This window comes from Pedobacter sp. 05L430 (assembly GCF_056397585.1).
Genome location: NZ_JBFTNT010000050.1, coordinates 1 through 23,228, shown reverse-complemented (window position 1 = coordinate 23,228; position 23,228 = coordinate 1). Strand labels below are relative to the sequence as shown.

The window sequence follows — 23,228 nt, the reverse complement described above, 5'->3', positions numbered from 1 at the left end:
TAATATCATACCACCGTTATATTGAGATTCCTTGTTATCAGAATATAATGAAGCAGCGGTAGAGAATGGAAGTTTTTTCTCTACGATATTTTTGTAAATGGTATCGGCTTGTAATTTAGTTCTTTCTAAGCTGGCCGGTGTAGTTTCCGGACGTATAAGAATATGGCGTGCCTGAACCTGTTCTCCGCGGCGTTCAATAACCTGAAGAATATGGAAGCCGTGTTCTGATTCAAATACCGGCGACATTTCACCTGGTTTTAATTTAAATGCCCAAGCTGTAAATTCTTTCACCATTCTGGTACGATCGAAGAATCCAAGGTCACCACCCTCAGCAGCTGAACCTGTATCTTCAGAATAAGATTTAGCAAGGAATGCAAAATCCTCACCACTTTTCACTCTTAACCTTAATGCATCAATTTTATCATAGAATTTTTGCTTTTCTGCTTTTGTAAGTTTTGGATGAAGTACAATTTCTCCAACTTCAAATTCAGTAGGAATATCAGGAAGACTATCTTTTTTATAAGAATCAAAATAACGTTTAACCTCAATCGGTGTAATGTTTACATCCTGAGTTATTTTTTGCTGCATTTTATTAGAGATCAACTGCTCTTTAATGTCAGGTCTGATCTCATCTTTATACTGAAGAACAGAGCGATTTAAAAACTGTTCCAATCTTTCTTGTCCACCTGCGCGCTGGATCTGATAACGCATACGTTTTTCAACTTCCTCATCAACCTGGGCTTCTTCAACTACAACAGAGTCAATTTCTGCTTGTTGTTTAAGTAGTTTCTGAGCAAGCATTTGTTGCAATATATAGCACTTTACTTTATCATCATCAGGATTTCCTGAATTTAAGTATTGTGCATATTGTTGATTTAAATCTGATAGTAAAATGATGTTATTACCTAATACAGCAACAACTTTATCTATATTTTTCTTTTGAGCCTGTACGTTGAAAAACAAACAAATCAATCCGCTTGCTGTTACTAAAAATTTCCTCATTCTATGGTTGTTCAATTATATTCTTTTGCAAATCTAATATTATCTGTGCTATTGGCGTGAAGCTCATGGCTTAGCCAATTTTCTTATCTCGTCCTGATTAATCTTTACAGGATATTTTTTTCTTAGTGCTTTTATCCATTCATTCTCCAGTTCCTGCTGATAATCTGTGACTACCTGCCCTCTAACCTCATCAAAAGAACTTTGCAAATAAACGCTTTTGTTTTTATCATAAAAAATGCGGAGCTGATTTTCATCATTCTGCGCCTGGTTCCATACCTTTATTTCAGAGATATTAAACATTAAAACCGCTTCTTTATATTCATTCATTATGAAAAGATATTCTGGTTTTGTTTTCGATATTCTTTTCTGTGTACGCAATGCGTGTTCATAGTTTTTTACCTCGGCAAGATAGCCTGTGTCCGTATCCAGACCCAACTCTCTGGCTTCAGTAACCTTAAGTTTGAAGTTTACATATAAGGTTAGATAAGCATGTAAATCTTCAGCCGTCGCATTTCCGTTGCCGGAATGATTTTTCTTATATACCCACATAAACTCTTTATTGCTTATTGGTTTTCCATTAACTACAGCCACATTTTGAGCAAATGCACCGGTAATAAAAAGACTGATGATAATGGAACAGTAAACTTTTCTCACAAAAGACTTATGGTATATAATTTTAAGGCATAAAAGTAATAAATAAAGGTACTATAATGAGATATTTAACTAATTTTAACAGAAAAAAGATTTTCAATAAAATTATCATTAATGGTGAGCCAACTTACAACTGACGGAGAAGGTCTGCGTTTATTTTTTACGGATGATATTTACCTGGTTAAAGAGCCTGAGGGGACGTTAAATGAAGAAGTGCAAGTTTATGTAAAAGATGAAGCATCTTCACCTGCTCAGCCTTTAATTGTTAATGAACCAATAATTCCCTTAGTTAAAGTACAACCTGAGTTTAAATTTTTAGGTAATAATAACCGTAATATACTGATTTTGGTATACGATGAGCATAATGACGTTAGTGATGAAAGGGGTAGGGAATTGTTAAGAAAGATCGTAAAATCAATAAATCTAACCGCTAGTGATTTCGCGTTGCTTAATTACGCCAAGTATAAAGAAGCAAGCTATGAGCAATTGAAGGCTCGTTTTTCGAGTGTCATTGTATTTGCATTTGGTGTTTCATCTCAGCAACTTGGATTAAAGCAGCATCCTGAAAACACAGTAGTAACTGAAGGAGAAGTAAAGCTTATCTTTTCTTCGGCGCTCCAAAAACTGGATGAAGATGCAAATGGAAAGAAAGTATTATGGGGTAGTTTGAAACAACTGGGACTATGATGCTACCTGAATTGGTGTTTGCTACCAACAATAAGCATAAGACAGAAGAAATTGGTAAACTCCTTGTAAATCAATATAAAGTTTTAAATCTTAAAGATATTGGCTGTGATGTTGATATCCCTGAAACAGGGAACTCATTTGCAGAGAATGCAGAGCTTAAAAGCAGTTATGTAACTGATAATTTTAAGTTGAATTGTTTTGCTGATGATAGCGGATTGGAGATTGAGGCATTAGACAATGAACCTGGAATCTATTCGGCCAGGTACTCAGGAGTTAGAGATGATCTTGAAAACCTTAATCTTGTACTAAAAAAGATGGAAGGTAAAACGAATAGAAAGGCCCATTTTAAAACCGTTATTTCTTTAAACCAAAATAATAAGAACTATCTTTTTGAAGGGGTTGTTTATGGCAACATTACACAAACTCCAATAGGAGATGAAGGATTTGGTTATGATCCAATATTTATGCCTATTGGCTACGATAGGACCTTTGCGCAAATGAGCATGACGGAAAAGAATGAGATCAGTCACAGGGCAATTGCGATGAAAAAGCTTATTGCTTTTTTAAAGGAGCAGGTGTAATTTTTTTAGCAGTATCAGGTTTCTTACTGGTATCGGGCTTTAAGGGTAAGATATTCTTAATTGGAGCAATAATAGCTTTTGCTGAATCTATTGCGGCTGAATCAATTTTGGAGGCAGCCTTAACAAGTTCTTTTGAAGCAGTTTTAATTAATCCTTTTTTGGCTACTTCAGCTTTATTGGGTGCTTTGCCTGTCGGGCTTCCAGGTTTTTTTGCCCCTGCTGCCGGGCTTTTAGATGCAGCAGGTTTTGTTTTAGGTTTCCCACTTATTACTTCCTTTTTAGAAAGCGGTCTAAGTTCAGGTTTCCATGTAAATCCTGTTAACAAAACATCTTCTTTTAGTTCAGTAATAGGCACCCTGATTCCCYCGGGTTCTTTAACAGTAAGAATATGACTTATTTCTTTGTCTTTAAACAAGATCTTTATTCTACTGCTTACAGTTTGGTTCATGTCGGTGTATACACTGTCTTTTCCCCTGTTATAATAAACACTTTCTGCATTTCCATCCACAAACATGGTGCTTAATTCTCCATCTTTAAAGAAAGCAGTAATGAGTTTTCCTTTTATCTGATTAAACCTTGCGGAATCCGCATTTACATTCACCTGAAATGCATTATCAATTACCTGTAACGTATTAAGCTTATTGTTTTTTAAGCGAAGGTAAATAGTGTCTCCGGTTTGTTGAGAGTTCTGCGACCATAAAATAGGGTCTCCGTACCACCTTAAAGTGGAATCGGCACTTGTATAAAATAGAGAATCTGCTTTAGCCTGCATATTGGATTTGTAAACCCTTACATTATGATAAGCTTTAATGGAACGTGTTTTTACCGTATCCAAAGGGTTAGGTGGTATTGAATCCTTAATATTTTTCTTTACTAAACTATCCGTGGTTTTAATGGCCCCGTTAATCTTCTTCGCTACATTTCCTGATTTTGCCAGGCTATCGGCTTTTTTACTTAGACTATCAGGTTTTTTACCTGAAATCGCTGCCTTTATAGGTTTAACTGGGTCTTTTGCCGCATTTAAAGAATCCTTAATTAATGAAGTATCGGGTTTCTTTTGAGCAATACTATCCTTAGAAAGGCTATCCTTGGGTAAGGAAACCTTTGCTAGCAGGCTATCTTTAGCTGCTTTAATTGCCGTAGAATCAACAGGTTTTGTATTTTTGTTATCTCTTTTAGCAGTTTTCGCTTTTTCTTTTGCTTCTTTTTTCTCCGATTTCTTTGCTATTCCAATTTCCTCGGCCGTCATCCCGGGTGCTTGTGATTCACCTTTCTTCTGTGGTTTCTCAGGATCACCCAATTCATTGTTTTGTTTGAGTACCGGTGATTCAATTAACTTCAAAGTTTTTTGAAGTACCATTTGAGTTTCTAATGTATCCGAACCCAACCATAAGCTATCTGGCTGTAACTTGTTGTTTACTGTTATGGAGTCTTTTGTCCCCATACCTACATACGCATTTTTGGTTACAACAGTACGCTCGTCTATTTTGTAGTAATAACCCAATTGACCATAAAGAACCGTTTTGTCGGCAGTATCTTTAAAGATGATATTCCTAACAGCCTTACCATATCCTGCTATACCATCATAGTATAAACTATCTCCTTTTAAAGATTTAGTCCCATTGGTGTATAAGTTCTTCTTGCCAAAATAAGCATATTCAGTTTTGGTGTTGTATGCGCCATTTTCGGTATATAGGTTATCTTCTTTACCTTTTATATTTGTAGGGCCATAAAAATAGGTCCAGTTGGTAAGGGTATTGTACCTTAATGTGTCTGATTTAATTGTGCTTTGTGGTGTTACCACTACAACATTATAACGAAAGTAAGAATCTCGGCTATTAGAAAAGTAGTAGCCGTTTTTACTCGTTAAGGTCACATCTTTATTAACAATTTTGCCTCCTTCTACATATGTTCCAACTTTGGTGGCCATATTGTAGTCAAGCACATTAGTGGTAAGAACAGACTCCTTGTCGATCATACGCACATTACTGGTTAAGTGGGCAATTTTAGTATTTCCATTGTATGTTAAATGATCAGAGTAGATATTTATGGTATCTCCCTGATTAATATGGACGTTTTTAAATGCCTCAAAAACATTGTCGTTTTGATAAAAAACAGCACTGTCACAAGTTAACGTAGCATTTTCATGAATAAATACTGGATACTTCAGATAAGAAATGTTTTTCTTTCCATCTGTATTTCCTATTCTGGCATCCTTCAAAATAATCTTGGTTCTCTGTTGCGCTAGCAAAGAGAAAGGAAACATGAAAAAGATAATGAAAAAGCGTATTTTCTGCACTTTACAAAGTTAGTTTTTTGCTTACCATTTTAATTAAATATTTTTGAAAGATGTTACCCATTCAAAACTTTAAAGATTTTATAAGCCATAATTCACTCTTCATTGCTAGCGACAAGATACTGCTTGCCGTTAGTGGCGGGAAGGATTCTGTTTTAATGGCCCATCTCTTTAAACTCGCTGGTTTTGATTTTGGTATAGCACACTGTAATTTTAATTTAAGGGCAGATGAGTCTCAAAGAGACGAAAGCTTTGTACGAATGCTCGCCAACTCCCTGGAAGTGCCATTTTATGTAACCCACTTCAAAACTAAAAATTACGCTGCAGCGCATAAAATATCTACCCAAATGGCCGCCAGAGATTTGCGGTACAATTGGTTCGAAGAGATACGGGAATCTAATAACTATAATTTCATCGCTCTTGCACAACACCAGGATGATGCCATGGAAACCGTATTGTTAAATTTAACGAGGGGAACAGGGATAGCCGGGTTGCATGGCATTTTCCCTAAAAGAGATAAGCTCATCAGGCCCCTGCTATTTCTTTCGCGTGAGCAAATTAATGAATTAATAGCAGAGCATAATATTGATTTTGTAGAAGATAGTTCAAATTTATCTGTAGACTATGCCCGCAATAAAATTCGCCTAAAGGTTATCCCTCATCTTAAAGAGATTAATCCTAATCTGGAGCAAACATTTGAACAAAATATTCAGCGGTTTTCTGAAACGGAGCTTGTGTTGCAAAAAGCAGTTTCCGAACTAAGGGAGGACTTGCTTGTCGAAAAACAAAATAGCTTGCACTTGTCAATTGCCAAGGTCAAAGCATTGAAGCCGCAGCGGTTGTTAATTTTTGAACTGCTTAGGCCCTTTGGTTTCTCGGAACTTGTAGTGATAGAACTGCTGCAGGCGCTAAACAAGCAAAGTGGGACCTCTTTCTATAGCAGTTCTCATAGAATTACCATCGATAGGGATGATTTGATATTAAATCCTATTGTTGAAGAAAATCTGCAATTGGCATTTATTCATGTTAACGATCAAAGCGTAAATCTGTCGCAGCATAAGATATTAATGTCTTTCATAGATGAACCATATTTTGAAAAGAGTACCAAAAGGGCATTTGTAGATGCTGATAAGCTCATGTTTCCTTTAGTGGTGCGAACCTGGCAATCTGGCGATAAGTTTATGCCGCTAGGTATGAAGTTCTTTAAAAACTTAAGCGATTTTTTTATTGATGAGAAAATCCCGCTTGCAGAGAAGGCTGGTGTCCCTATTCTGATAAACGGAAACGGCGAAATTATTTGGCTGGGTGGTATGCGGCAAGATGATAGATACAAGGTGACATCGGCCACAAAAAAAGTGGCTATATTCGATCTGAAATAATCATATTACATTTTTTAAACAATCTTAACTGAGATAGGGGTACTACGGAAATAAAAAAAAAGTAACTTTATTGAAATTTACATAAATGAGCAATCGCTACGCTTTTTTTGAAAAACAGTACATAGGACGTGACTATATCAGGATCTGTATCAGGTTAGTTATGGCTGCATTTTGCTTCGCTGCCTATGTATATGAACGAGATAGAGATAATACCCAGGATTTATTTCTTGTAGTTGGATTTGGTATCATTGGAGTTTCAATAGCGTTGCTTTTTCTAATTCAATACAAAACCATTATTGAGCATAAAAAAATCATAATAGACGGCTTGTGGTCTGCTAAAAGAGTAGAAATAGATCTGAATTCAATAGTTAAAGTAAGAAAAGATACTTATAGTAATTACTTATTCAATAACCCTGTTTATAACCTTCACCGGAAGGGAAGTATTCGTTTTTATTCATCCGGGAAAGACGCTGTTGTGCTTACAGATACTGATGGATTTGAATATTACATTGGTACGCAAAGACCTAATGAAATGTATCTCGTGATACAAGCCGAGATGAAATCTTAAATCAAATCTTTTGAGCCGATCAAAAACTTAAATAATTGCAATTGTTTAACACAAAGCTCAATTTAAGTAGTGTACTTTGCATCGTAAAAAAATATTCATGAAAATAGGTATCGTTTGTTACCCGACTTTTGGAGGTAGTGGTGTAGTTGCCACTGAATTAGGCAAGGCGCTTGCCGACGAAGGTCATCAGGTACATTTCATCACATATAGTCAGCCAGCCAGGCTAGACTTTTTCTCTGAAAACTTATTCTATCACGAAGTATCAGTTAGAGATTATCCATTATTTGATTATGCACCTTACGAATCAGCATTGGCCAGTAAACTGGTGGATGTAGTGCGTTTCGAAAAACTGGATATTTTGCATGTTCATTATGCAATTCCACATGCATCCGCTGCGTTTATGGCAAAGCAAATTTTAGAAACTTACGGCATTAACATTCCATTTGTAACCACGCTGCACGGTACAGATATTACACTTGTTGGTAAAGATCCAACCTATAAACCGGTAGTTACTTTTTCTATCAACAAATCAGATGGGGTTACAACTGTTTCACAAAGCTTAAAAGATGATACAGAGAAGCATTTCGAAATTACTAATGAGATTCAGGTGATTCCGAACTTCATTGATTTTTCGAGATTTAGTTTAAAGCCAAAAGATCATTTTAAAAAAGCAATTGCCCCTAACAACGAACGTATATTAATTCATACCTCGAACTTTAGAAAAGTAAAGCGTACGGCTGACGTGATTAGAATGTTTCAAAAGATTCAGGCTAAAATTCCTTCAAAATTATTAATGGTAGGTGATGGGCCCGAACGCGCATATGATGAACAGCTTTGCAGAAACCTTGGGATTTGTGAACACGTTCGATTCTTAGGAAAGCAAGATGCAATAGAAGAAATTCTTTCTGTTTCTGATCTGTTTCTAATGCCTTCAGAGTCTGAGAGTTTTGGTTTGGCAGCACTTGAAGCTATGGCTTGCAAAGTCCCTGCTATTACTTCAAATGCGGGTGGATTACCGGAATTAAATATTGACGGCTTTTGCGGGTATATGAGTAATGTTGGTGATATTGATGATATGGCTTCAAAAGCAATTCATATCCTGGAAAATGATGATGTATTAAAGCAGTTCAAAGAAAACGCTTTAACAAGGGCGAAAGATTTTGATCTTAAGAAAATATTGCCAGCTTATATTAACTATTATAACAAGGTTATTGAGGCGCAGCATAAACTAAAAGCGGTATAATTAATTATAGAAGTAGCTTGAAAAGTAAAAGAGGGTATATCATAAATAATGATCACCCTCTTTTAATGATTTTATTTCTTAGGTGCAAAAACCAAACAAACCGGAGCTCCAACAGCAATTCTCTTTCCTGTATCTTTTAATTCGCCGGTTTGTGTATTGCGTTCAAATACCACTACATCGTTTGTATACTGATGAGCAACCAACAGATACTTTCCGGTAGGATCAATCGAAAAATTTCTTGGACCTTTACCCAAAGTGCTGATTTGACCTCTTTTGTTCAGCAAGCCTCCTTTTTCAATAGCAAAGAAAGTGATGTTGTTTTCGCTTCCTCTGTTAGTTGCATATAAGAATTTGCCATCCGGAGAGATATGAATATCTGCCGCACCATTTTCCCCGCTAAACCCGTCTTCAGTTATTTTAGTTTCCTGTATTTTTTCTAGTGATCCGTTAGTATAGCTAAAAACTGTTATTCCGGCATCCATTTCGTGAATCAGGTACGCGTACTTACCATCTTTACTAAAGGTGATGTGTCTTGGTCCGGCACCGGGTGTTATTGCTACGCTATCATGAGGAGTAAGAACATCATTAGTACCATTGATATTGTAATTATATAAGTAAACCTTATCTGTTCCAAGGTCATTAATAATTAAATATTTATGATCTGGTGTAAAAAACACCATGTGCACATGAGGACTATTTTGCCTGTCTTTATTAACGCTTTTTCCAAAGTGCTGAACAATTTGTTTTAATGCACCCAATGAGCCATTGCTTTCAATGCCGAAAACAGAAGCATTACCTCCAGAATAATTGGCAGAGATTACATTTTTCTCATCGGCAACAATATAACAAGGATCATCACCATTCGTAGCCTGTTTGTTTAAAAACTTAAGGTCACCTTTTGCAGCGTCAAAACTAAATGCGCTTACCGCGCTTGTTTTTCCAGTTTCGTTTACAGCGTAAACAAATTTGTTATCTGCACTTAAGGTAAGGTAACTTGGGTTTTCAACACCTTTTGTAACACTTAACTGTTTAGATTCACCAGTATTGGTGTCAAAATCATAAGTATAAATTCCTTCGCTCTTACCCGTATTGGTATATGTTCCAATTATTAAATTGTAATCATTTTTCTGTGCACAACTTTGCATCGCTAAAAGGATAATGGGTAAAAGGAAAGATTTTCTCATGTTTAAATTATTTAATCAGATGTTTGATCTGGATTAATTCATGTTCTTCAAGGAAACGCCATCTTCCACGTGGAAGATCCTTCTTGGTTAAATTACCATAAACAACTCTATCCAGTTTAACAACATCGTAGCCCAGGTGTTCAAAAATCCTGCGCACAATTCTGTTTTTACCACTATGGATCTGGATACCAACCTCGCGTTTGGTGCCACCGGCAACGTAAGATACTGAATCTGGTTTAATTATACCATCTTCAAGTTCAATCCCAAACTGAATTTTATTCAAATCACCCTGACTTAAACTCCTGCTTAATTCAACGTGATAGATTTTTGTAATGCCATTTTTAGGATGAGATAGTTTGTCGGCAAGATCACCATCGTTTGTCATTAATAACAAACCAGTAGTATTGCGATCTAATCTTCCAACAGGATAAATACGTTCTCTACTTGCTTTTTCAACAAGTTGCATCACAGTTCTGCGTTCTTGTGGATCATCAGTAGTGGTGATGTAATCTTTAGGTTTGTTTAAAAGCACATAAACCTTTTTCTCACGTTTTAACAATTCACCATTATAGCGGATCTCATCTTTCGAAGGATCAACTTTCTGACCTAATTCAGAAACAACTACTCCATTAACAGAAACTACGCCGGCAGCAATAAGCTCATCGGCTTTACGACGGGAACAAATTCCTGAATTTGCGATGTATCTGTTTAAACGGATTAAGCCGTCGTCTTTTATAACAGGAGATTTCCTGCTGCGCATAACCGTTTCTTTATCGAAACGTTCTGGACGTCCGCCGCGCTCTGCACGATCAGGGCGAGATTGAAAGTCAGATTTCGCGCCATCTCCCTCTCTTTTCCTGAATGGTCTGCTGTCAGTACTTCTAGACGATTGTCCTTTTTTATCATCGAACTTCCTGAAAGGCTTATCGCCAGTAGGACTAAAATTATCTTTCTTTATGTAACTGCGAGTTTTTTCGCCTGGAGGAGTTTCTCTTGAGCTACCTTCTTTATAAGCTCTTGGCTTGTAGTCTCTGTTGTCTCCGTCTCTTGGTGTTCTTGGCTTAAAGTCTTTACCTGCCGCACCTCTAGGGGCAAATCCTTTTGAATCACCATCCCTTGGTGTTCTTGGTTTGAAATCACTACCCGATGTTCTTGGGCCTCTTGATTTGAAATCTTTTGAGTCGTTCTCAGTTCTTGGTTTAAAGCCTCTAGAGTCTCCGTCTTTTCCTCCTCTAGGTTTAAAATCCTTTCTGTCGCCCTCTCTTGGCTTATAATCTCTGTTGCTGTCTCCGTCTCTTGGTGTTCTTGGCTTAAAGTCTTTCGACGCACCAAATTTATTATCTTTTCCTTCTCTATCATCAAACTTGCTTTTTCCTTTGTAAGAACTCTCTGTTCCACTTGGTCTTTTGCCAGTTGTGCTTCGGTTTCCCGGTTTGGACTTGTCATCCCGACTGTTCCTRTTGTTGTTTTTTATCATGATACGCTTTTAACCRCATAATTTATGCGGGTGCAAACTTACTTAAAATTGCTCTAATTCACAATTTTAAGTGTAGATAAACCGTAATATTTCAGAAAATGCGGAGCTCCTTTATAGGTTGGTTTTGGAGGTTTTACTGACTGGTTTTGGAGTCGAAAATGCTTAGTTTTTCGCATTTTTTCTCTTGCGTAACCTGAACCAAAAAAATCTAGCCTCACGGCAGTTTAAACCTCGATTTTGGAAGTGTTTTTCATAAAAGCTTGATAATTAGGTCAATATGTTGTATGTTTGCAGGCGTTTTATATTATTAACCAAAAAAAGGAGGAAAATGATAAAGAAACACATAATAACATGTACGGTAATAATTTCATTACTGGTTATGGCAAAAGTGTTTGCTTACAACATGCCCCAAGCAGCAAAAAGTCTTTCAAAAGAAGAAAAAACAACAAAAAAAGATACAACAGTAACACAAAATGAAAAGCCATTATCTCTGATGGCTAAATTGAGTTTCGCAGAAGAAACACTACCACTAGGGGATGCCAAAGTGGAACGCAAAATGAAGAGAATTCTAGCAGAATTTAGCTTCGACAATTTACAGACCAATCGCCTGCATAGAAAAGCGGCAGAATGGTTTCCTGTGATAGAACCAATCCTTGCCGCTTACGGCATTCCAGAGGATTTTAAATATGTTCCTTTAGTAGAATCAGGATTAAAAGCGGGTGTGTCACCAAAAGGTGCCTCAGGGTTTTGGCAATTTATGCCTACAACTGCCCGTACATACGGTTTAAAAGTTAACTCAAGAGTAGATGAGCGTCAGAATTTACGTAAATCAACTATAGCAGCGGCTAAATACATCAAAGAGCTTTATGGTATTTTTGATAGCTGGACACTTGTTGCAGCAGCCTATAATGTAGGTGATGGCCACATGAGAAGACAAATAGACAGACAAAATCAGGATAATTATTTCAAAATGAAATTAAACCGTGAAACAGGCGGTTATGTTTATAAATTGATTTCCATGAAAGAGATAGTGGAAGATCCTGTTCGTCATGGCTATAGAGCTCCAAGAGCATTATTAGCTTTGAACGGGGGTAATGCCCAAAGTTCTATAAATTAGAAAGAGAAAAGACACGTGCAAATGGGGAAAGCCGTTCCAAATTATTGGAACGGCTTTTTGTTTTATATGAAAATTACTAATTTACTGCCCTATGATGGGAGCGATGAAATTGCGTATACAAAATATGAAGTATGGGCCGGGGGAAACACTGGTTCTTACATTCGATGTTTTGGATGGATTAAAACCAAAATACTTAGCCGGCCAATTTTTAACATTAGTTTTTGATATTCAAGGAAGAGCGCTTAGGAGGTCGTATTCTCTATGTAGTTCTCCTGATGTTGATGAACCACTTGCTATTGCTATAAAACGAGTAGAAAACGGTGAAATATCGAGACTATTGCATCATAGAACAGCAGTTGGAGATATCCTGTATGCTATGCAACCCAATGGTTTGTTTACTTACCCGCCGCAAGATGAGCTAAAAAGAACTGTTTTCCTTTTTGGCGCAGGGGTAGGCATTACACCGCTTTTCGCTATTATTAAAACGGCTCTGGTAAAAGAAAGCCATTCGAAGCTCATCCTTATATATAGTAGTCGCTCGCCAGCTGAAACACTTTTTTACGATGAGCTTAATGAGCTGGAGAAAAACTATCCCGATAGGTTTAAGATTATTTACGTATCAAGCCAATCGCAGAATCTGATGATGGCCAGGTTAAATGTGTTTCTTATAGAAAAAATAGTTAAGGAATGCATGGAGTTTAATGAAAGAGACGCTTTATTCTATACCTGCGGGCCAATAGACTATATGGTTACCTGCCGCATTACCCTGCTTAACCTGGGATTCGATATCAGTCAGATCAAAAGAGAAACTTTTGTAATGCCGGAGGATGAAGTAGATGAAGACGATACTACAGAAAAGGAAGTAAAAGATACAAATACCTACTCTGTGGTTTTGAACCTTAGAGGGCAGGAATACAGACTTTCGGTGCCCTATAATAAGACGATACTTAATGCCGCTCTTGAACAAAATATAGATGTGCCGTACAGTTGTAAGGCTGGAATCTGCAGTACATGTACTGCAAATTGCGTTAAAGGCGGTGTACGTATGGATTATAACGAAATTTTAATGGATGATGAAATTGCGGCCGGCAGGGTGCTGGTCTGTACAGGCCATCCTACAGAAAATGACACAACCATAGTTTGGTAAATAGATAATCTTTCCTTATAATGGCTTACCTTTGTGCCTTTAAAATTGTTATCTTAATCATCAGATATCCATATTGTTTTTAATATATATATGAGCAAAAATACCATTGACCTGGGCGAGCAAAAAGATGTAGAAGTGTATGGTGCCAGGGTGCATAACCTTAAAAATATAGATGTTTCCTTTCCCAGAAATAAGCTTGTTGTAATTACAGGCTTAAGTGGAAGCGGCAAGTCCTCGTTGGCATTTGATACCATTTATGCCGAGGGACAACGGAGGTATATGGAAACCTTTAGTGCCTATTCGCGCCAGTTTATGGGGGGGATGGAAAGACCTGATGTAGATAAAGTCTCGGGCTTAAGCCCGGTTATTGCAATTGAACAAAAAACGACAAGTAAGAACCCAAGATCTACCGTAGGAACAATTACTGAGATCTATGATTTTATGCGTTTACTTTATGCCCGCGCAGCTGATGCCTTTTCTTACAATACAGGTGAGAAGATGGAGCGTATGAGCGAAGATCAGATCCTTAATAACATATTCAATAAGTTTGATGACATGCCGGTAAATATCCTGGCACCCGTTGTTAAAGGTCGTAAGGGCCACTACCGGGAACTTTTTGAACAAATCCGTAAACAAGGATACGTTAAAGTGCGTATCGATGGCGATATACAGGATATTACACCTAAAATGCAGGTTGACAGGTACAAGATCCACGACATTGAAATTGTTGTAGACAGGCTTGTAATAGACCGGAAAGATATAAAACGACTTCAGGATTCACTCCAAACTGCTATGCGTTTAGGAAAGGGAATCATCAAAATAAGTGATAAGGCAAACAATGTGTCTCATTTCAGTCGTTTTTTAATGTGCCCAACAACGGGCATCTCTTACGATGAGCCACAGCCAAATAGTTTTTCTTTTAACTCTCCTTATGGAGCTTGTGAGAATTGCGACGGCTTAGGATACATATTTGTAATTGATAAAGAGTCGGTGATGCCGAATCCTAAACTAAGTATTCTAAATGGAGGATTAGCCCCGTTAGGCGAATATCGAGAAGTATGGGTATTTCAGGTTTTAAAAGCGCTTGCAAAAAAATATAACTTCTCGCTTTCAACTCCACTTGAAAAACTTGGAGAAGAGAATATTAATATTCTTCTAAATGGTACTCACGAATTATTAAGTGTAGCCGTAGAGTATAATAAATGGAACGTTCAGAACTATCAAATCTCATTTGATGGAATTATTAAGCTGTTAGAAGAGCAGCAAGAGCGGAAGGGTGAGGGAGGAGTTGATGATATGGAGAGCTTCCGGAAACTAAAAACCTGCCCTGTATGTAATGGCGCGCGTTTAAAGAAAGAGAGTCTGAACTTTAAAATTGATGGTAAGAACATATTTGAGCTTGCCGAAATGGACATCATCAGCCTTAAAAACTGGTATGTAGATGTAGAGAGCAGACTTACCGAGCGGCAAAACATTATTGCCAAAGAAATTCTTAAAGAGATACGCGCCAGATTAGGCTTCCTTACAGATGTTGGTTTAAATTACCTGTCGTTAGATCRTACTGCACGTACACTTTCTGGCGGTGAGGCACAAAGAATCAGGTTAGCTACCCAAATCGGGTCGCAGTTAATGAATGTAATGTATATTCTGGACGAGCCTAGTATTGGTTTGCATCAGCGTGATAATGAGCGTTTAATAGGAGCCCTTAAAAATCTTAGGGATCTTGGTAATACGGTGTTGGTTGTTGAACACGATAAGGACATGATTCTGGAAGCAGATCATGTAATTGATGTAGGCCCTGCTGCAGGAGCCCATGGTGGCCAAATTGTTGCGCAGGGAACACCAGCTCAAATCCTGAAATCGGATACCTTAACTGCCGCTTATCTAAATGGTAAAAAGGGGATAGAGGTGCCTGCCAAACGCAGAAAAGGAAATGGACACAAGCTTTCCATCATTAAGGCAAGCGGCCACAATTTAAAAGATGTTTCGGTTGATTTTCCATTAGGCAAGTTTATAGCAGTTACCGGAGTATCTGGCAGTGGCAAATCAAGTTTAATTACTGAAACACTGTATCCCATATTAAACCATCACTTCTTTAGAGCAAAAAAACATCCGCTTCCGTACGAAAGGATTAACGGCTTAAAAGAAATAGATAAAGTAATCGAAATAGATCAGGCACCTATTGGTCGTACGCCACGTTCTAATCCATCCACCTATACAGGTGTATTTTCAGATATCAGAAATCTGTACGTTCAGCTGCCTGAAGCCAAGATAAGAGGCTATAAGCCTGGCCGCTTCTCTTTCAATGTAAAGGGGGGGCGTTGCGAAACCTGTCAGGGTGGAGGAATGAAGGTTATAGAGATGAACTTCCTGCCAGATGTACAGGTGCCATGTGAAGAGTGTGGAGGAAAAAGATATAACCGCGAAACGCTGGAAGTACGTTACAGAAGTAAATCTATCAGCGACGTATTGGACATGAGTATAGAAGAAGCATGCGACTTCTTTGAGAACATGCCTTCTATTTATCGCAAAATTAAAACACTTAAAGATGTTGGTTTAGGATATATCACCCTGGGGCAATCATCAACAACTTTATCGGGAGGAGAAGCGCAGCGTGTAAAACTGGCTACAGAACTCTCTAAAAAAGATACAGGAAGAACTTTTTACATTCTGGATGAACCAACTACGGGTTTGCACTTTGAAGATATCAATGTATTGTTAGGTGTACTAAACGAATTGGTTGAAAAGGGAAATACAGTACTTGTTATTGAACATAACCTGGATGTTGTAAAAGTTGCCGACTGGGTTATTGACCTTGGTGAAGAAGGCGGTATAGGTGGAGGCAGAATTATCTTTGAGGGCACACCAGAAGGATTAATTCAAAACCCAATAAGCCTTACCGGTAAGTTTTTAAAAAAAGAAATGGGACTTTAAGCATATGGCTATCTTTTTAGATTCTTTCATTCCAGACTCAGATCCGCACAGCAAAGTGCAGGTGGTAGGAACGGGTCTGGGTAAACAAAATACTAAAGAAGAAGAAACATCTCCATATCGCCTTATACAGCCTGATGATATCAAAAAGTTGTTTAAAGAAAGAACAGCATTTTCGTATAAAGGCACTTATGGGCATGCATTAATTATTGCAGGTGCTCCCCAAACTATGGGAGCTGCGTTGCTGGCCTCTAAGGGCTGCCTTTATGCAGGAGCAGGGCTGACTACCACTTCAATGCCCGAAAGCGGCCTGTTGGCGTTGAATACATCCCTACCGGAAGTAATGTTTGTAAAAAGGAAGGCACTGCTAAAAAATGAAGCACTAACTAAGTATAATGCCATATCTATAGGCCCTGGTTTAGGTAAAGGAGCAAAAGCTGAACAGACACTGGCGCAGTTATTTGCCCTAAAAAGAGACTTTATTGCAGATGCAGACGCCTTAAATATATTAGCTTCGCGTCCGGATCTGTTGGCTGTAATAGAAAAACACTCCATAATAACACCCCACCTAAAGGAATTTGATAATTTATTTGGCAAGCATACGAATTGGTGGGACAGGCTACAGACTGCACGAAAAAAAGCGATACAGCTAGGCATAGTGATTGTTCTTAAAAATCAATATACTTTTATTGTGAGCCAGCGAGGTGAAGTACTTATTAATTCCACTGGTAACCCGGCAATGGCACAGGGTGGTATGGGGGATGTGCTTACCGGAATAATTACCGCATATGTTGCACAAGGTTATCCTGCAAAGGATGCCGCAATATTAGGATGCTATTTTCATGGCAAAGCAGGCGATGATTTGGCTGCAGATGTTTTTAATGTAACTGCATCACAGGTTGCAATGCAACTTCCAAAAACTGTAAAAGATTTTCTGGGTTAAAATTGTTAGATCGAAACGTTGCCTATTACAATCATTTGATTCATGGTAGGACTTACGCTGCCACCTTTTTTCTCTAGCGTTACTGCAAATGCAGCAGCAGAGCCAATTTCTTTCATGGCCACAAGAATATGAGTAGAATCTGCTTTAACGTCAAATACACCTAAATCAACAGGTTTGCCATTTACAATAGCCCAAAGTTGATATTGATGTTGCTGATCATTGGCAGGTAAATCCATTTTAGAATTGTCGACCATTACATGTTTACCTTTTGCATGCCAGTAAACCGTCATTTTCGCTTTCGGATCCATAACAGTTCCAGCTAGTTTTACGGTTTTCCAATCCGGATCATTGTTCATATCAATGATCTTTTGCAGATCAGCATTGCTTTGCTTCATGAAATTAACAGTACTTGTAAATTTCTCGTTGTTAAGGTTTAAGGCAGCAATCTGATCTTTGGCATCGCCTAATTGATTGTGTGCAGAGTAAAGCGCAACAATACTTACAGCTAAAAGCGCAATACATGCTACAAGTGCAATTCGTAAAGATTTTATTTTAGACTCATAAGGAGCGGTGTTCAATGGTACAATTACCGCTTCTTTTATCGGTTCAACTACTTTAACAGGCTCTGGTAAAGACTCGGTTTTTTCCGGACTTTTGGTAACGCCTATTTTTTCCAGAATTTTACTCTCCAGATCAATAGAAGGACTTATCGCATTTTCAAGCGCATATTGTTCCATAGCAATCTCAATGGCTTCAATTTCCTGTTTTACTTCAGGATATTTTGATGCCATTGCTTCAACTTCTTTCTGCTCCTGAGCATTTAATTGCCCCAGAACGTAAAGTTCAAGTATGCCTGATTCAATATATGCTTTTACTTCTTCCACTTTAGTTAAAATGCTTTCTTAATTCCATAATAGCCATTCTGATACGTGTTTTTACAGTACCTAATGGTAAATTTAATTCTTCTGCCGTTTCTACGTGTGTGTACCCCTTAAAATACACCATATTTAATACATCGTTAAATTCGGGTTTAAGCGCGGTAACCATATCTTTTATCCCCAGAATATCCGCATTAAAGGTAACCTCTTTTTGTGCGTCAATGAAATCTACGTTATTTTCTATATCTTGGTTTTTACCTGAATTTTTAAAATCTTTTGAGCGTAACTTGTCTATAGCTAAGTTGCGTGCAATGTTCATCATCCATGTAAATAGTCGGCCTTTAGAGCTGTCGTAGCTATCTGCAGAGTTCCAGATTTTTATAAAGGTTTCTTGTAACAGATCTTCAGCTACTTCAGTTTGCAGAATAATCCTTGAGATAACACCTAGCAATGCACCAGAGTACATGTCATACAATGCCTGAACAGCTATAGTATCCCGACTTTTCAGTTTACTAACCAGCTCTTCTTCAGATAGCGATATTTTTTTTGTAGTTCCCAAGGGTTTTGCTAATATACAGAAACTACAACAAGATGAAAGGAGAATTTGTTTTTAATTAACCGGGAGTTAAAAATCAAATAAGTGTTTCTCTGCATGATAAGAAGAACGTACCAGAGGGCCGCTTTCTACATACCTTAATCCTTTAGCCAATCCTATTTCTTTGTATTTAGCAAACTGATCTGGATGAATCCAGTCTATCACAGGGTGATGATTACGTGTAGGTTGCAGATACTGGCCCAGTGTTAAAATATGAACTCCATTAGCTACAAGGTCATCCATTGCTTCTAAAACGTCATCTTCTGTTTCACCTAAACCAAGCATGATGCCTGTTTTAGTTCTTAATCCAAATTCCGAAATGCGTTTCAGACATTCTAAACTTCTATCGTATTTTGCCTGGATACGCACTTGTTTGGTTAAACGTCTAACTGTTTCAACATTGTGTGACATCACCTCAGGTCTTTCTTCCAATACACGGTACAAGTTGTCCCATACCCCTCTGAAATCCGGAATAAGTGTTTCAAGAGTAGTCTCAGGACTTTCTCTTCTAATTGCCTGTAGGGTTTCTGCCCAGATAATAGAGCCACCATCTTTTAAATCATCTCTGTCTACCGAGGTAATAACGCAATGTTTTACCTGCATCAGTTTAACTGAATTGGCCACACGGTTTGGCTCGTCAAGGTCAACGGCTAAAGGTCGGCCTGTGGCTACAGCACAGAAGGAACAAGAACGTGTACAAATATTTCCCAGGATCATAAAGGTAGCCGTGCCTGCGCCCCAGCATTCGCCCATATTGGGGCAATTACCGCTTTCGCAGATCGTATGTAGCTTATGAGTGTCTACAAGACTACGAACTTGTGCATATTCTTTACCAACAGGAAGCTTTACTCTAAGCCAATCTGGTTTACGTTGTACTGGGTTTTCTGAAACAACCGGAAGTGCGATCATGGTACAAAGTTAAGCAATAGGTTTGAATTGTTGCAAAAATGAAATGTTTACCTGGTGTAATGTTATTTTTTAACCCTACATAAATATCTGATAATCAGATTTGTATTGGGGTTTATACAATGCTTATACAATGATCAAACAATAGTTAACCAATGCTTAAGCAATAAAAGATTGTATAAACGATGTGTAAAATGTTGATAAACAATGTGTAACGGCAATATAAGGCATGCGTTAGCCTGCCCGGAAAAGGGTTTCTTTTAACTTCTAAAGTAGATTTGCTAGTTGTTGATCACTTCTGCAACTTCGTCTGCAGAGATGTCACTATGAGAAGCATCCAGAATACAATCTCCATCTTTGATCAAAAGGATTTGAGGAGATTCATGGTGCACTTGAAAAATTTCAGCTATTTCTGCAGAGATGTCGCGATAGCTGATCAGGTCAAGAAAATACAGTGAAGTATCAGCTGGTAATACTTCCCAGTCCAATTCAAAACGTCGCTTAGCCATAGAGCTAACCGAACAGCGGGTACTGTGTTTAAAAATTAAACTGTAACCTTCTTTTTGTTTTATTTCGCTGATTTGAGTTAAATCAGTAATGTTTTTCCACTGCATCTAATATCTTTCTAAAGTTTAGCCTTAGTTATCATCTTCTTCTCTTGCCTTCCGGATACGAATTGTAAGCCGGACAAAGCCTGTTAGAACATGCTTCTAAAACAGATATGGCAAAAAATACGCCAAGTAATAAAATAGCTACTTTCTTCATCTGTATGATCTTTAATTGATATATTCTTCTAATCTACAGCTTTTCGAAGAAAGTATCAAAGTAATTTTAGACTGTTGCCAAAAGCTCAGCCATTTTTAAAGCGGTAATAGCAGCCTCATCACCTTTATTTCCGTGTTTACCTCCGGCTCTGTCTATAGCTTGTTGCTGATCATTGGTAGTTAATACACCAAATATTACAGGTTTACTATGTTTAACACTTACCTGAGTGATACCGTTTGCAACTGCATCACAAATAAAGTCAAAGTGTTTGGTATCTCCCTGTATTACACAGCCAAGGCAAATAACCGCATCAAGGTCCTTATGTTTTTGTAAAAGCAGATCAGCTGCGGATGTTAGTTCAAAGCTACCCGGTACTGCAATTGATAGGATATTCTCTTGGGTAACACCATGTTTAGTTAGTGTTTCCAAAGCGCCATTGTATAAGCTTCCGGTAATTTCTGCGTTCCATTCTGCTACCGCTATAGCTATCTTAAAAGCGCTTCCGTTTGGTACTGTTGTATGAGAAAAATCAGACAGGTTCTTTAATTGTGTTGCCATGGGGCAAAGCTAGGGAAAAATCATAAAAGTTTTTTAATTGAAAAGTAAGGAAGTGCTTAAAGTACTTTTGTTGATTCTAGGTAAGAGATTGCTGCTTTTGGAGTAAAAAGATAAAGATCATGATAGATGCGGTCGGTTGGCACTCTTATTAACTGATAGCTGGAATATCTTTGATTAATAATTTCTGTAATGGCATAAATAACCGGATTGTTAAATCCCATTTCAAGATAATTGCAAGTAAATGCGTGCTGCTCTCCATCTATTTCAAATGAGACTTTGAATTCCCAGCGGGAATACAAAGTTTCTGGTTCGTAAATAGGAAAACCATCGTCGATGTTTGAAAAATTTAATATGCCTTTGGAAATGTGATTTAGAGTCTCGAGAAATTCTTTATACGGCTTTTTGCCAGGTAGCGGGTCTGTAATTACAGGAATTACAATTTCAGGGAATAATGATAAAATTTCTGTAGCCAGGTAATACGTTTTTTGGTAAATGCCTGTGATACGTGTGTTCAATTCCGCCTCACTTAGAGATGAGAAAATACCACTTTCTTTAAAATGATGCATTGCATAGGCAATGTGTTTGTAAGAAATGGGTAATTGGAAATTGGGTATAGGTGTGTTGTATAAAAATAGATCATCCTTCCTGTAGAACTGAAATATCTGTTGGTTTTCGCGATCTACTCTGCAAATTAGGATTTTTTGGTGATGCTCAGGGAATAAAAGTCCGGGTAATTTTGAGATTAAAGAAGTAAATCTGTGGCTGCAATTAAAATCAGCAAGCAGGATATTTACAGATTTAAGTATATTTTGAATAAGGATTTGATCATAACTTCTCTTGTTTTCAGGTATATGAAAATCAGTATGATCATACTTATGGACTTGCTCTCCGGTATTAATATTTATTGTCCATTTTTTAGAATGGTGAATAGGCACGCCTGAAAACTCACCGATTGAGAACGTAATTTCCTTAATCTTAAATACAGTATAGATTAAACTATTTACAATTTCAGTTAGATCTGCAAGCAGTTCTTTATGGCCCTCCGGGTAATGCAACAGATCAATAACAGAGCAATATCTGCTGTACTTAAAGAAATCGAAATAGCCCTGGAGTTTACTTTCTGTTATGTCTGCCCGCAGTTTTTCCAGCTCATCAGGATTTAGTAACCCACTGATTAATCCATAGGAGTACTTTTGAGTAAGCGTATCGGCAAATTCTAATTGCTTTTCTATGGTAAAAGCAGCTTTTAATTTAATTAGTTCGTTGGCCAGATGTAAGATGTGAAATTCGCTTAGAATGCAGTGTTTTAGCCTTTCATCCAGTTTATGATGAATGTCATTGCTAATCAATTTGTATCTTAATAAGATCTCTAAAAAAGCAATGGACTCATTACTATTTTGTTTATCTGAAGACACCGAAACTGATTCGTCTGGTACAATAACAATTCCCACATTGGTATTTATTTCTTCTGAGTCTCTGTTTAAGAAAAAATAATACAAAGCCTCGAAAGGTAATAATGGATGTTGACGGGATGCTTTATTCAGGAAGCTGGTTATTCGTGTTGCTTCTCTGTCAGTAATGATTTTCGCGTTTCTGAGGTCGTTAATTAAATCCATGAGTTAGAATTTTTATTAAGGTATAAAAAATAGAGGAAACGTAAAACGTCAAAAAAAAAGGCCGGTACATATGTACTGGCCTTTTAGTAGAATATTTGTAGCAAACTATTTTGCCTGTGCTTCTGCACGAGCAATATATTCGTCTATCATTTGAGCTTCCTGACTTTGAGGATACTGTGTTTTAATTTTGTTGTAAGCATCAGCAGCACCTTTGTAGTCTTTTTGAACTTCATAAACTAAACCTAGTTTTTTAAGGAACAATGGAGAGGTGAATTTGTTGCTTGCTTTATCGGCAGCTTTTTTATAATAAGTGATGGCTTGCTTGTAGTCTTTTAGTTCGCTGTAAGCGTCACCTAATAAACCTAATGCTAAAGGATCTGCAACAGGGCTTCCTGTATCAGAGTATTTACCTAAAGATTCAATTGCTTTTTTGTATTCACCTTTACGTAAATAGATGCCGCCTAAATAAAGGTTAGCAAGGTTGGCCGATTTAGTGTTCGCGTATTCATCAGCAATTTTTTCAAATCCTGGATAACCACCTTCGCCGTTTATAGCTTTGTTGGCTAATGAGTCTACACCAAGGAATTGCTCTGCTTTATACATTTTAGCTGAGGCTTCTTCCGCTCTGTTTTTTAAATAAACATTCTGATACCAGATGTAAATTCCAATTAGTACAATGATAGCACCTGCAATGAACAAAAGGC

At 37.5% G+C, this 23,228-nt stretch carries 21 protein-coding genes; 9 read left to right on the top strand and 12 right to left on the bottom strand.

Annotated elements, in window-relative coordinates:
• Positions 1–1,002: peptidylprolyl isomerase (locus AC1DG9_RS10415; protein WP_477634594.1), on the bottom strand; the 1,002-nt coding region annotated here is incomplete at its 3' end.
• Between the two features lie 63 nt (positions 1,003–1,065).
• Positions 1,066–1,656, bottom strand: a complete 591-nt coding sequence (locus AC1DG9_RS10410; RefSeq protein ID WP_172661580.1) for a hypothetical protein — start codon at positions 1,654–1,656, stop codon at positions 1,066–1,068.
• Between the two features lie 111 nt (positions 1,657–1,767).
• Between AC1DG9_RS10410 and AC1DG9_RS10405 the strand changes: the two genes are divergently transcribed.
• Positions 1,768–2,340, top strand: coding sequence for a DNA polymerase III subunit psi (locus tag AC1DG9_RS10405; protein WP_172661579.1), 573 nt, complete (start codon positions 1,768–1,770; stop codon positions 2,338–2,340).
• Complete coding sequence (rdgB, locus tag AC1DG9_RS10400; protein WP_216854428.1) at positions 2,340–2,921, top strand: RdgB/HAM1 family non-canonical purine NTP pyrophosphatase; 582 nt, start codon at positions 2,340–2,342, stop codon at positions 2,919–2,921. Before AC1DG9_RS10405 ends, rdgB begins: the two co-directional genes overlap by 1 nt.
• On the opposite strand, the gene AC1DG9_RS10395 is transcribed toward rdgB, so the two are convergent.
• Positions 2,893–5,142 carry an OstA-like protein gene (locus AC1DG9_RS10395; RefSeq protein WP_477634593.1) on the bottom strand — a complete coding sequence of 750 codons (2,250 nt, stop codon included), beginning with the start codon at positions 5,140–5,142 and terminating at the stop codon, positions 2,893–2,895. The two genes, rdgB and AC1DG9_RS10395, sit on opposite strands and share 29 nt — an antisense overlap.
• A gap of 128 nt (positions 5,143–5,270) precedes the next feature.
• On the opposite strand from AC1DG9_RS10395, the gene tilS reads away from it, so the two are divergent.
• The 3 genes from tilS (at position 5,271) to bshA (ending at position 8,407) form a co-directional block, all read left to right on the top strand.
• Entirely contained in the window at positions 5,271–6,596 is a 1,326-nt protein-coding gene (gene tilS / locus AC1DG9_RS10390; RefSeq protein ID WP_337717237.1) for a tRNA lysidine(34) synthetase TilS, read from the top strand.
• Between the two features lie 85 nt (positions 6,597–6,681).
• Complete coding sequence (locus AC1DG9_RS10385) at positions 6,682–7,164, top strand: hypothetical protein (RefSeq protein WP_172661575.1); 483 nt, start codon at positions 6,682–6,684, stop codon at positions 7,162–7,164.
• A 97-nt stretch (positions 7,165–7,261) separates the two neighbouring features.
• Positions 7,262–8,407 carry an N-acetyl-alpha-D-glucosaminyl L-malate synthase BshA gene (gene bshA, locus AC1DG9_RS10380; RefSeq protein ID WP_172661574.1) on the top strand — a complete coding sequence of 382 codons (1,146 nt, stop codon included), beginning with the start codon at positions 7,262–7,264 and terminating at the stop codon, positions 8,405–8,407.
• Between the two features lie 71 nt (positions 8,408–8,478).
• Here the strand turns inward: bshA and AC1DG9_RS10375 are convergent, their stop codons facing one another.
• Entirely contained in the window at positions 8,479–9,591 is a 1,113-nt protein-coding gene (locus AC1DG9_RS10375) for a lactonase family protein (RefSeq protein WP_288881993.1), read from the bottom strand.
• Positions 9,592–9,598: 7 nt separating this feature from the next.
• On the bottom strand, positions 9,599–11,068 hold the full coding sequence (locus AC1DG9_RS10370) for a pseudouridine synthase (protein ID WP_337717235.1): 1,470 nt from the start codon (positions 11,066–11,068) through the stop codon (positions 9,599–9,601).
• Positions 11,069–11,396: 328 nt separating this feature from the next.
• Here AC1DG9_RS10370 and AC1DG9_RS10365 point away from each other — a divergent pair, with 328 nt between their 5' ends.
• The 4 genes from AC1DG9_RS10365 to AC1DG9_RS10350 all read left to right on the top strand — a co-directional run bounded on the left by AC1DG9_RS10365 (position 11,397) and on the right by AC1DG9_RS10350 (position 17,206).
• Positions 11,397–12,185 (top strand): lytic transglycosylase domain-containing protein, encoded by a 789-nt coding sequence (locus tag AC1DG9_RS10365; protein WP_288881998.1) that lies wholly within the window; start codon positions 11,397–11,399, stop codon positions 12,183–12,185.
• Between the two features lie 103 nt (positions 12,186–12,288).
• A complete protein-coding gene (locus tag AC1DG9_RS10360) occupies positions 12,289–13,332 on the top strand; it encodes a ferredoxin--NADP reductase (protein ID WP_337717234.1) in 1,044 nt (347 codons plus the stop codon).
• A 90-nt stretch (positions 13,333–13,422) separates the two neighbouring features.
• Positions 13,423–16,266, top strand: coding sequence for an excinuclease ABC subunit UvrA (gene uvrA, locus AC1DG9_RS10355; protein WP_477634592.1), 2,844 nt, complete (start codon positions 13,423–13,425; stop codon positions 16,264–16,266).
• Between the two features lie 4 nt (positions 16,267–16,270).
• Complete coding sequence (locus AC1DG9_RS10350) at positions 16,271–17,206, top strand: NAD(P)H-hydrate dehydratase (protein ID WP_288882001.1); 936 nt, start codon at positions 16,271–16,273, stop codon at positions 17,204–17,206.
• 5 nt (positions 17,207–17,211) lie between these two features.
• Here AC1DG9_RS10350 and AC1DG9_RS10345 read toward each other — a convergent pair whose 3' ends face one another.
• The 7 genes from AC1DG9_RS10345 to AC1DG9_RS10315 all read right to left on the bottom strand — a co-directional run.
• Entirely contained in the window at positions 17,212–18,090 is an 879-nt protein-coding gene (locus AC1DG9_RS10345) for an anti-sigma factor (protein ID WP_288882004.1), read from the bottom strand.
• A gap of 1 nt (position 18,091) precedes the next feature.
• Positions 18,092–18,643 (bottom strand): RNA polymerase sigma factor, encoded by a 552-nt coding sequence (locus AC1DG9_RS10340; protein ID WP_172661567.1) that lies wholly within the window; start codon positions 18,641–18,643, stop codon positions 18,092–18,094.
• Between the two features lie 66 nt (positions 18,644–18,709).
• Positions 18,710–19,588 (bottom strand): lipoyl synthase, encoded by an 879-nt coding sequence (gene lipA / locus AC1DG9_RS10335; RefSeq protein WP_108205081.1) that lies wholly within the window; start codon positions 19,586–19,588, stop codon positions 18,710–18,712.
• A 278-nt stretch (positions 19,589–19,866) separates the two neighbouring features.
• Complete coding sequence (ytxJ, locus tag AC1DG9_RS10330; protein WP_099440663.1) at positions 19,867–20,199, bottom strand: bacillithiol system redox-active protein YtxJ; 333 nt, start codon at positions 20,197–20,199, stop codon at positions 19,867–19,869.
• Positions 20,200–20,416: 217 nt separating this feature from the next.
• Positions 20,417–20,908 (bottom strand): 6,7-dimethyl-8-ribityllumazine synthase, encoded by a 492-nt coding sequence (ribH, locus tag AC1DG9_RS10325; protein WP_172661566.1) that lies wholly within the window; start codon positions 20,906–20,908, stop codon positions 20,417–20,419.
• A 56-nt stretch (positions 20,909–20,964) separates the two neighbouring features.
• Positions 20,965–22,524, bottom strand: coding sequence for a hypothetical protein (locus AC1DG9_RS10320; RefSeq protein WP_337717232.1), 1,560 nt, complete (start codon positions 22,522–22,524; stop codon positions 20,965–20,967).
• 105 nt (positions 22,525–22,629) lie between these two features.
• Positions 22,630–23,228 (bottom strand): tetratricopeptide repeat protein (locus AC1DG9_RS10315; RefSeq protein WP_477634591.1); only part of this gene is annotated, 599 nt, incomplete at its 5' end.